Source organism: Rhodococcus sp. NPDC057014 (assembly GCF_042673295.1).
Lineage (GTDB): Bacteria > Actinomycetota > Actinomycetes > Mycobacteriales > Mycobacteriaceae > Rhodococcus_F.
Map to the genome: position 1 here is coordinate 1 of NZ_JBHUSF010000340.1, position 9,421 is coordinate 9,421.

The following is a 9,421-nucleotide window of genomic DNA, read 5'->3' on the forward strand; positions in this document are numbered from 1 at the left end:
GTTCGGGGCTCTGTTCGACTACGGGGGTGAGGCTAGTGCGCCTCGCCGTTGCCGGACGATCCGTTGCCGGACGTCGACGAACCGTTGCCGTGGGCACGGTCCTGGTACTCCCGCAGCATCGTGAGCTGCTCGTGCTCGCCGTGATGCAGGGCGTGCTCGAGGGCCAGGCTCTCCTCGACCGGGTCGGCCGTGACGAGGCTGCCGGAACCGGGCTTGCCGGCGGAACCGAGCTTGTTCATCTTCTTCGGGACGGTCGCACCCTGGTACTCGAGCGGGATCGGGTGACCGTGGTCGTCGACCGGGCCGAGCGGCTGGTGGATCTCGATGTACTGACCGTTCGGCATCCGCTTGATGATGCCGGTCTCGATGCCGTGCTCGAGGACCTCACGGTCGCTGCGCTGGAGACCCAGGCAGAACCGGTAGGCGACGAAGAAGGCGATCGGAGGCAGCAGCACCATGCCGATTCGGCCGATCCACGTCATCGCGTTCAGGGAAATGCTCAGGTGGTACGCGATGATGTCGTTGATGCAGGAGATCGTCAGGACGGCGTAGAACGCGATCGCCATCGCACCGATCGCAGTGCGCACCGGAACGTCGCGCGGACGCTGAAGCAGGTTGTGGTGAGCATCGTCCTTGGTCAGGCGCTTCTCGATCCACGGGTAGGCGATCAGGACCGTGAACACCAGACCCATGATCAACGCGACGGCGAACACCGACGGGATGGTGTAGCGGTCGAACAGGTAGATGTCCCAAGCCGGCCACAGACGGGCCAGGCCGTCTGTCCACATCATGTAGATGTCGGGCTGCGAACCTGCCGACACCTGCGACGGGTTGTAGGGGCCGATGGTCCAGACCGGGTTGATCTGCAGCACGCCACCCATGACGGCGAGAACACCGAACGTGATCGCGAAGAACGCACCCGACTTGACGGCGAACACCGGGAGGATGCGCACACCGACGACGTTGTTCTCCGTGCGGCCGGGGCCGGGGAACTGCGTGTGCTTCTGGTACCAGACGAGCGCAAGGTGACCGGCGATCAGGGCGAGGATGATGCCCGGGAACAGCAGGACGTGCGCGACGTACAGGCGGGGGATGATCAGGTCGCCGGGGAAGTCCCCGCCGAAGATCACCCAGTGCAGCCAGGTGCCCGCGATCGGGATGCTCAGCGTGATGCCGGAGAACGCGGCGCGCAGGCCGGTGCCGGACAGCAGGTCGTCGGGGATCGTGTAGCCGAAGAATCCTTCGAACATCGCCAGGATCAGCAGGAGGCAGCCGATGACCCAGTTGGCCTCACGCGGACGCCGGAAGGCGCCGGTGAAGAAGATGCGCATCAGGTGCACGACGATCGACGCCGCGAACATCAGCGCAGCCCAGTGGTGGATCTGACGGACGAACAGACCGCCGCGGACCTCGAACGAAATGTTCAGCGTGGTCTCGTACGCGCGGGACATGGTGACGCCGCGCAGGGGCTCGTACGCGCCGTTGTAGACGACGTGCGCCATCGACGGGTCGAAGAACAGGGTCAGGTAGACACCGGAGATCAGCAGGATGACGAAGCTGTACAGCGCGATCTCGCCGAGCAGGAACGACCAGTGGGTGGGGAAGACCTTGTTGATCTGCCGCCGCATTCCCGCTGCGAGGTGGTAGCGCGAGTCCATCGCTTCCGCCTGGCCTGCGGCCATCGCGCTCAGTTTGGACGGTTTGTTGTCGGTCACGGTCGACGCTCCCAAAATGCCGGGCCGAGAGCTTCGATGTAGTCACCCGTTGTGACTAGGAAACCCTCTTCGTTCACTGTAATAGGCAACTGCGGAAGTGCACGAGCGGCCGGACCGAAAATCGGCTTTCCGTAGGTCAGCGCATCGAACTGCGACTGGTGGCACGGGCAGAGGATTCGGTTGGTCTGCTGCTCGTACAGGGAGGTGGGGCAGCCGAGGTGGGTGCAGATCTTCGAGAAGGCGAAGTAGTCGCCGTAGTTGAAGCTCTCCTGGCCCTTGCGCTTGGTGACGTTCGCCGCGTCCTCCGTGCGGAGGCGGATGAGCATGGTCGCGTTGCGGATGCCGCGCAGCGCCTCGAGCAGCGCGTCGTGGTCGCCGCGATCGGACTCGCGGAAGGGGAACACCGTTTCCATGGCGCCCGCGTCCAGGTCTTCCGGGCGAACCAGGACGACGTCCTCGGGACGACCGGTGTCGCGGCGCAGGTAGATGGTCTCGCCCTCGTAGCGGGGGGTCCATCCCGACACCCACAGCGGGGAGTCGTCGCGCTTGGCCCACGGGTTCTTGATCAGACCACCGAGGGGCATGACGGACATGATGCCGAGGGCACCGCCGCCGAAGATCAGGGTGCGCTTGAGGAGCTTGCGCCGTCCCAGCGTCGACGTGTCGAACGAGTCGCCGAGTTCCGCGACGATCGTCTTGCGGTCGACCTCGGACGATCCACCGTCGTGGCGGTCCTGGATGGACACCTCTTCGGGGATGAACTTCTTGGTGAACTGCACCGCGCCGACACCGAGGCCGAGGATGGCCAGACCCATGGTGAGGCCGATCAGCGGGGTGTACAGGCTGTAGGCCGAGTAGTGCTGCTCGCCGGCGCCCGCGTACTCCCAGGGCCAGAAGAGGTAGATCGCGATGAACGCGATCGCGGAGATGCCGGACAGCGCGAACCAGAACGCGACCGACCGCTCGGCGCGCTTCTCGGCCTTCGTTCCCGGAACCGCCCAGCGGTTGCGGCGGAACGCGACATCGACGTGGTCGAGATTGGTGCCGAGCTCGACCAGTTCGTCGCGGCTCAGGTTCTCGAGTTCTGCATCCGTGTACTTCTTTGGCGTGGCGCCGCCCGGCTGGCCAGCGTCGCTCATGACCTTGCTCCGATCCAGAGTGCTGCACCGACGACAGCGATGATTCCGATGACCCACATGGCCAAGCCCTCGGAGGCGGGACCGATGCCGCCGAGTCCGTAGCCACCGGGCTGCTTCGTCTCGCCCGACGACTTGATGTAGGCGATGATGTCCTTCTTCTCCTCGAGGGTCAGCTGACGGTCCGAGAACTTGGGCATGTTCTGCGGGCCGGTGACCATCGCGGTGTAGATCTGCTGCTCGCTGGCCGGGTCGAGGACCGGCGCGTACTTGCCGGACGAGAGCGCACCGCCGCGCCCGGTGAAGTTGTGGCAGGACGCGCAGTTGAGGCGGAACAGTTCGCTGCCGCGTCCGATGTCGCCGCCGCGCAGCGAGGACTGGGCGATTTCGCCGTTCTCGTCACGAATGACCGTGGGGCCGCCGCCGTTGGCCTGGACGTACGCGCCGATGGCGTCCGTCTGCTCGGCGTCGAACTTGACGGGCTTGCGCTCGACCTGGGCCTCGTTGCGCGATGCCGGCATACGTCCCGACGACACCTGGAAGTACACGGCGGCCTCGCCGACACCGATCAGGCTGGGGCCGCGGTCCTGCACACCCTGCAGGTTCGCGCCGTGGCACGTGATGCACGAGGTGTCGTACAGCTGCTTGCCTTCGCGGATCAGTGCTGCCTGATCATCGGTGGCGGTGGCCACCTGCGGGGTTGGCGTCAACGCGGACGCGAGGAAACCGGCGCTGACCAGTCCCATCATCAGGACCAGGGCGCCCGTGACGCGCCTGCGGAGCTTCCGCTGGCGGCGTGCCTTGGCGGCGGACGCTGTGGTATCGGATGCGGGAGGGGGGGATGAACTCATCTGTATCCCTTTGGTATGTCGGGACGGACTGGACGTCAGGGGGCTGCCTGGGGCGTTCAGCTGATCAACGGATGAAATAGATCGTGGCAAACAGGCCGATCCACACGATGTCGACGAAGTGCCAGTAGTACGAGACGACGATGGCGGCGGTGGCCTGGGCGGGCGTGAACTTGCTGACCTTGGTGCGGGCGATCAGGAACACGAACGCGATGAGGCCGCCGATCACGTGCATTCCGTGGAAGCCGGTGGTCATGTAGAACACCGAGCCGTACACGCTGCTGGAGATCGAGGTGCCGTGCTCGACGAGGTGGATGTACTCGTAGGCCTGGCCGAGGACGAAGAACGTGCCCATCGCCAAGGTCAGGAGGTACCACCGGCGGAGGCCGAAGACGTCGCCGCGCTCGGCCGCGAAGACACCCATCTGGCAGGTGAACGACGAGGCGATCAGCACCAGCGTCACCGGCACGGCGAGGAACAGATTCAGCTCGGTCGGCTCCGGCGGCCAGTTCCCGTTCGCCTGTGCTCGCGCCACGAAATACATGGCGAAGAGCCCTGCGAAGAACATGAGCTCACTTGACAACCACACGATGGTGCCAACGCTGACCATGTTAGGTCGGTTCAGCGAGTGCACGCGTTGGGTGATTGCTGATCCTGAAGTCCCTACTGCGCTCGTCACAGACAGAAGTATGACGCTTCGTCGTAAGAGACGACTACCCGGGTCCACCCTCGGCGCGCCGAGGCGCCCCGCTTGTCCGGTTCTCCCTGCTGACAGCCTGGTCGCGGACCGTGAAAGGGTGGAGTCATGCGCTCTGGAGACAACAGTACGGGGTGGCTGCGGCGACTGTTCGGAAGTCGGAAGCAGGCCCCTCTCGATCAGGACCGGCCCGACCTCGTGGTCGTCGCCTCGAGTTTCGACGACGTGGAGGCGTGCTCGACCGTGCTCGACCGCGCCGCCGCCGAGGAACCGCGGTGGGACGCCGACGCGGAAGCGGTGCTGCGGCACCACTTACGGCTGCCCGCGGCCTCGGTGGCCGACGCCGTGTCGATCGCCGCCCAGGACGGCTACCGACCGCAGGATCCGGACGGGCAGGCGTCCCCGGCCGAGGACGGCGCGACTGTCGAACTCGTGCTGCAACGGGTCCAGGTCCTCGACGCGCTGCACTGTTCCCAGGAGAAGTCGAGGATGGCGGGACTGGCCCAGCGGCTCGGGGGCTCGGTCGACGGATGGGACGCGACGCAACCGGCGCGCGAGTCCGGTCCGCCCGGTGACTAGGCTGCCAGGGATCGGATCCGCCACTAGTACAAGGGGACACGACGATGCAGAGCCCGACTGCTCAGGGGACCAACGACGGTGTGCTGCCTGCACGCACCTGGCCGTCGGTCCTCGGTGCGCTCACCGACGGACGTGACCTCGCGGTGGACGACGCGAAATGGGCGATGGACGAGATCATGTCGGACAACGCCACGTCCGCTCAGATCGCGGCGTTCGGCGTCGCCCTGAAGATGAAGGGCGAGACGCCGGAGGAGTTGCGCGGCCTCGCGGACTCGATGCTCGGGCACGCACGCAAGGTTCCCGTCGACGACGACGTCGTCGACATCGTCGGCACCGGCGGTGACCGATCGAACACCGTGAACATCTCGACGATGGCATCACTGGTGGTCGCGGCGGCCGGCATCCGCGTCGTCAAGCACGGCAACCGGGCGGCGTCGTCCAAGAGTGGTGGCGCGGACGTTCTCGAGGCTCTCGGCGTCAAGATCAATCTCGGCCCCGACGAGGTGGCCCGCTGCGTGCGGGAGGTCGGCATCGGATTCTGCTTCGCGCCGGTGTTCCACCCGGCGCTGCGGTTCGCGGGCGCGCCCCGTAAGGAGATCGGCATCCCGACGGTCTTCAACGTGCTCGGACCGCTCACCAACCCGGCCCGTCCGCGGGCCGGCCTCATCGGTTGCGCCTTCCCGGGCCTGATCTCGGTGGTGGCCGGTGTGCTCGCGCAGCGCGGCAATTCGGCGCTGGTGGTGCGCGGCGACGACGGCCTGGACGAACTGACGACGTCGACCACCTCGACCGTGCACATCGTCGCCGACGGAGCGGTGACCACCCGTCGGCTCGACCCCCGCGACATCGGCATCGCCCGGGTGCCGCTCGACGAACTGCGCGGCGGCGACGCCGACGTGAACGCCGCGGTGGCGCGGCGACTCCTCGCGGGTGAGACCGGACCCGTCCGCGACGCCGTTCTCCTCAACGCCGCGGCGGCGATCACGGCGTTCCGGGGTCTCGGCGCCCGCACCCTCGAGGAGGGACTGTCGGACGGGCTCTCGGCGGCGGCGCAGTCCATCGACAGCGGCGCGGCCGCGACGCTGCTCGGCCGGTGGGCCGATCTCACGTCGGGCCTGGCCACCAGCAAATAGCCGGCGGAACTATTCGCCGATGGAGAAGCCCGCTTCCACGTCGGCGCTGGAGTAGGACTGGAACGCGATGTGCGTCGCCGTCCGCGAGACGCCGTCCACCTTGTTGATTCCCTCGGTGACGACCTCCGCGATCTTCGCGTGGTCCCGGACCCGCACGATCGCGATGAGGTCGACGTCGCCTGCGCAGGAGTAGACCTTGTCGACGCCCTCGATGTCGGCGACGGCCTGAGCGGTCTCCGGGATGCGGTGGGCTTCGGCGTGGATCAGGACGATGGCGTTGATCATGATCGCCAGCCTAAGCGGTGGTCGGCGGAACCCGGTGCGGGTGGTCGGGTCTCGGCGTCCCGTGTCGACGCGCTGCCGGCGCGGGCGAGCGCACACCACTCGGACCAGGATCCGGCGCCCCGTGCGGGCTCGCACCACCCCGAGGACGCACTGACGATCCGGGTGTCGTCCTGGTCGAGCCAGCGCGCGAGCAGCCCGGCCTCCTCGGGGGACGCGCCGCGAAGCGGAGTCGTGTCGGGCACGACGGTTTCTGCGGTGAGGACGAGCGCGTCGACCACCGGCATCGGGTGGATTCCCCGCCGGGCGCAGCCCGCGGACGCGAGGCGCCCGGAACGGATCACCGCGAACTCCCAGCCGCCGGTCGCGGCGGGGCGAGCGGCGACGAGCTGATCGAGGGCGGTGAGCGCCGCCAGGCGCTGCATTCTGCGCAGCGCGAGGACGACCTCCGCGGTGCGGTCCCGCAGCCGCGCGGCGTTCTCGAACAACTCGCCCGCGGCCAGTTCCTCCACCCGTGCGCGCATCCGGTGCAGCGGCGCGTCGTCGGCGCCGCGTAGGAAGAGCCGGAAGAGTTCCGGGCCGGGACGGTAGGTGTCCTCCGTGTCGCGGCCGTGGACGGACGCGGGGCAGCGCCCGAGCTCGCGGGGCGGGCACTGCGCACCGTGCGTCCGTCCCTTCGGGATCCGGCTGGTGCAGGTACGGAGAATGCAGTACTCGGCGAGGAGGTCGGCGACGTCGGCGGCGGTCGAGCGGGACCGGAACGGTCCGAGGGAGTCGGCGGCCGGGGTCCGCACCACCGACAGCCGGGGGAAGGCCTCCGCGGTGAGCGTGATCCACCAGCCGCGCTTCGGGTACTTGGACCGCCGGTTGTACGGCGGGGTGTGGGCGGCGAGCAGCCGGAGCTCGCGCACCCCCGCCTCGAGTGCGTGCGCGCATTCGACGTGGTCGATGCGGGTGGTCAGCGCGACCATCTCCTTCATCCGGCCGCGCGTCTCGGAGCCGGTGAAGTAGTTGCGCACCCGGCGGCGCAGATCCGTCGCCGTGCCCACGTAGAGGACCTCGTCGGACGGCCCGCGGAACAGGTAGACGCCGGGAGCGTGGGGGAGATGACTGGCGAGCGTGCGTTTCGCCCGCTGGTGGGAGGAGACGTCGGGAAGGTAGTCGACGAGCTCGGTGAGACTGTGCACTCCCTGGTTGCCGACCCGCGCGATGAGGGCGTGCAGTACGTCGACGGTGGCGCGGGCATCGTCGAGGGCCCGGTGGGTCGGGGTGCTTCCGACGTCGAAGAGCCGGGCCAGCGACGACAGCTTGACCGACGGCGCCTCGTCGCGGGTGAGGACCCGGCGGGCCAGTTTGACCGTGCAGAGCACGGTGAACTTGGGCCAGGGGGTGTCGGTGGCCGACGCGGCGGCCTTGAGGAAGCCGGTGTCGAAGGGGGCGTTGTGGGCGACGAGCACCGCTCCGCGTGCGAACTCGAGGAACGCGGGCAGCACGCGTTCGATGCGGGGTGCGTCGATCACCATCGCGGTGGTGATGCCCGTGATCTCGACGATGTGCGGCGGGATGGACCGTCCCGGGTCGACGAGGGTGGCCATCTCGGCGATCACCTCGCCGCCGCGGATCTTCACCGCCCCGATCTCGGTGATGGCGTCCTCGCCCGGCCGCGCTCCGGTGGTCTCGAGGTCGACCACCACGAACGTGGTGTCCCGCAGCGGGGTGTCGAGGTCGTCGAATCTCAGCTGTTCGGGTACGCCGGGGACACTCACGGCTCAGAGCGTATGGACGGGCACCGACAGACCCGCCCGAAGAGCCTGGGGAGACGAGGATCACACTGCCCGTGTGTGGGCTGCGGTGGCGGGTGGGCCGACGGCCGAGGGCGCGCCCCGGAACGGGGATCGTGGGGTGCGGCGATCGAGGTCGGCGGGTCCGGTGCGTGTGCCGAGCGGCGCCCACGCCACCCCTGTTGAACAGCGCGAACGTGGGGCGCGGCGCGGCCGGGGAGTCGCGGCGCTCTGCGAAATGCCCACTCCCGCTGCCGAAAAGCGAACGGAAACATACCGCTTGTTATCCAGTCGTTACCGAATGTGGGTATCGCGCGCCCGCACGCCCCGAAACGGTGCAAACGGACACTTTCCGCGTGTTCCGGTCGACATCGGGGTATTCCATTTCGTAACCTTCCTGAGACCTAGCGGAGTCTCGCAGCCCCAACACCGGGGCCGCATCGCTAGTCACCGCCTAATCGGCCACTCGCGAGAGCGGTCGTACCGGGAACCCAAGTTTCTACTGGGGTGAATCCCGCCGGGACGTCCTCACGCACCGGTGGGTAGGGCTGATCTTCCCAGCCCGAACCCGTCAGCTAACTCGGTCGGCGGATGAATGGAAGAAACGGAGTACCCCTTTCGTGGCGTCACAAGTTTCCAAGCGGAATGTGCGACGGGCAGTCGTCGCCGGCGCGCTCGCAGTCGGAGCGCTCACCGCTACCGCTGCCCCCGCGGCCGCAGACCCCATCACCATCCCCGGTGTCGGAACCTTCGAGATCCCGGGTGTCGTCATCCCGCAGATCCCCGGTGTCCCGAACCTGCCCGCGCCCCCCGCGCCGGCCAGTACCGCAGGTGACAAGGCCGTTCAGGCCGCGCAGACCAAGCTCGGTTCGCCGTACGTCTACGGCGCCGCAGGTCCCAACTCGTTCGACTGCTCCGGCCTGGTGCAGTGGGCGTTCAAGCAGGCCGGACTGAACCTGCCGCGCACCAGCTACGCGCAGGCGGCCGCCGGTACCCCGGTGTCGCAGTCCGATCTCCGCCCCGGCGACGTGATCTCCTTCTACGGCGGCTCGCACTCGGGTATCTACGCCGGCAACGGCAACGTGATCCACGCCTCCACCGAGGGCCAGCCCGTCAAGTTGGCGCCCATCGCGTCGATGCCTTTCGACGGCGCACGCCGCTACTGATCCACGCACGAGGCGAGGCATCCACCGAGTCGAGGGCGGGGATGCACGGGGTAGCTTCGTAGGATCTAGCACGACCACCGAGGG

General features: G+C 68.0%; 9 protein-coding genes and 1 riboswitch. Of the genes, 3 read left to right on the top strand and 6 right to left on the bottom strand.

From position 1 onward, the window contains the following. Window positions 1-32 precede the first annotated feature (32 nt). The 4 genes from ACFTZB_RS38460 to ACFTZB_RS38475 form a co-directional block, all read right to left on the bottom strand. Window positions 33-1,682: a cytochrome bc complex cytochrome b subunit gene (locus tag ACFTZB_RS38460; RefSeq protein WP_378440097.1), complete on the bottom strand. Its 1,650-nt coding sequence runs from the start codon at window positions 1,680-1,682 to the stop codon at window positions 33-35. Between the two features lie 29 nt (window positions 1,683-1,711). Continuing rightward, window positions 1,712-2,854 carry a ubiquinol-cytochrome c reductase iron-sulfur subunit gene (locus ACFTZB_RS38465; protein ID WP_378440085.1) on the bottom strand — a complete coding sequence of 381 codons (1,143 nt, stop codon included), beginning with the start codon at window positions 2,852-2,854 and terminating at the stop codon, window positions 1,712-1,714. Next, entirely contained in the window at window positions 2,851-3,702 is an 852-nt protein-coding gene (locus ACFTZB_RS38470; protein WP_378440087.1) for a c-type cytochrome, read from the bottom strand. The genes ACFTZB_RS38465 and ACFTZB_RS38470 overlap by 4 nt, the downstream gene beginning before the upstream one ends. Before the next feature lie 64 nt (window positions 3,703-3,766). Then, entirely contained in the window at window positions 3,767-4,378 is a 612-nt protein-coding gene (locus ACFTZB_RS38475) for a heme-copper oxidase subunit III (RefSeq protein WP_005260123.1), read from the bottom strand. A 126-nt stretch (window positions 4,379-4,504) separates the two neighbouring features. On the opposite strand from ACFTZB_RS38475, the gene ACFTZB_RS38480 reads away from it, so the two are divergent. Together ACFTZB_RS38480 and trpD are read left to right on the top strand one after the other, a co-directional pair. Further along, the gene (locus ACFTZB_RS38480; RefSeq protein WP_378440089.1) at window positions 4,505-4,975 is read left to right on the top strand and encodes a ribonuclease E inhibitor RraB; all 471 of its coding nucleotides are present in this window, start codon (window positions 4,505-4,507) and stop codon (window positions 4,973-4,975) included. Window positions 4,976-5,019: 44 nt separating this feature from the next. Continuing rightward, the gene (gene trpD, locus ACFTZB_RS38485; RefSeq protein ID WP_378440091.1) at window positions 5,020-6,108 is read left to right on the top strand and encodes an anthranilate phosphoribosyltransferase; all 1,089 of its coding nucleotides are present in this window, start codon (window positions 5,020-5,022) and stop codon (window positions 6,106-6,108) included. 9 nt (window positions 6,109-6,117) lie between these two features. On the opposite strand, the gene ACFTZB_RS38490 is transcribed toward trpD, so the two are convergent. Together ACFTZB_RS38490 and ACFTZB_RS38495 are read right to left on the bottom strand one after the other, a co-directional pair. Further along, the gene (locus ACFTZB_RS38490; RefSeq protein ID WP_005247708.1) at window positions 6,118-6,393 is read right to left on the bottom strand and encodes an Lrp/AsnC family transcriptional regulator; all 276 of its coding nucleotides are present in this window, start codon (window positions 6,391-6,393) and stop codon (window positions 6,118-6,120) included. Further along, window positions 6,390-8,156 carry a DEDD exonuclease domain-containing protein gene (locus ACFTZB_RS38495; protein WP_378440093.1) on the bottom strand — a complete coding sequence of 589 codons (1,767 nt, stop codon included), beginning with the start codon at window positions 8,154-8,156 and terminating at the stop codon, window positions 6,390-6,392. Before ACFTZB_RS38495 ends, ACFTZB_RS38490 begins: the two co-directional genes overlap by 4 nt. Before the next feature lie 456 nt (window positions 8,157-8,612). After that, a riboswitch (cyclic di-AMP (ydaO/yuaA leader) is annotated at window positions 8,613-8,777 on the top strand. Window positions 8,778-8,791: 14 nt separating this feature from the next. Between ACFTZB_RS38495 and ACFTZB_RS38500 the strand changes: the two genes are divergently transcribed. Then, window positions 8,792-9,337 (top strand): NlpC/P60 family protein, encoded by a 546-nt coding sequence (locus tag ACFTZB_RS38500; RefSeq protein ID WP_378440095.1) that lies wholly within the window; start codon window positions 8,792-8,794, stop codon window positions 9,335-9,337. The last annotated feature ends 84 nt before the right edge of the window (window positions 9,338-9,421 follow it).